Origin of the sequence: Catenulispora pinistramenti (assembly GCF_018274385.1) — a bacterium.
Lineage (GTDB): Bacteria > Actinomycetota > Actinomycetes > Streptomycetales > Catenulisporaceae > Catenulispora > Catenulispora pinistramenti.
Genome location: NZ_JAAFYZ010000560.1, coordinates 1 through 527 on the forward strand (window position 1 = coordinate 1; position 527 = coordinate 527).

A 527-nucleotide genomic window follows, 5' to 3' on the forward strand; every position below is an offset into this window, starting at 1 on the left:
GCGAAGCCCTGCCGACGCGACCGAGGGGAACGAACCGAAAACCAGCCGGAAGAATGGCAAAACCCAGTGGTTCGGTACCGGCGACCCGGCGAGGTCAGCCGCCAGTCTGGGTGTTGGCAACGCGGCAGCCCCGATGGTGGGCATCCCGGGCTGGCGGGTGCGGATGGCCGCCAAGATGGTTGTCGCCTGTTGAGCAGGCCTGTTGGTGTCGAGGATGTGGCGGTCCGACCCGCCCGAGCGCGTGTTGATCTTCATGGATGTGAGAATCCGGCCATGGGATGGCTGCTTCTTCACATCCATCAGCGTGATCCCGCACTCGGGCGTGTCGCAGGGCACGTGTAAGGCGCTAACAACACCCTCACCGGCAGCGGCAGCGGCAGCGGCATCAACAAACCGGTGCCCTCGTTCCCTGCGTTTTGTATTTCTCCGGCTGGTTTTCGGTTCGTTCCCCTCGGTCGCGTCGGCAGGGCTTCGCCTACAGTGCCGGTGGCCGGGGGTCAAGTTCGCGCTGAACAAAACCGCAGCTC

General features: G+C 64.5%; 1 pseudogene. It reads right to left on the reverse strand.

The window, feature by feature from the left end:
* Positions 1 to 300 (reverse strand): annotated as a pseudogene (locus tag KGQ19_RS48840) (hypothetical protein); the annotation flags it as partial.
* Between the last annotated feature and the right edge of the window lie 227 nt (positions 301 to 527).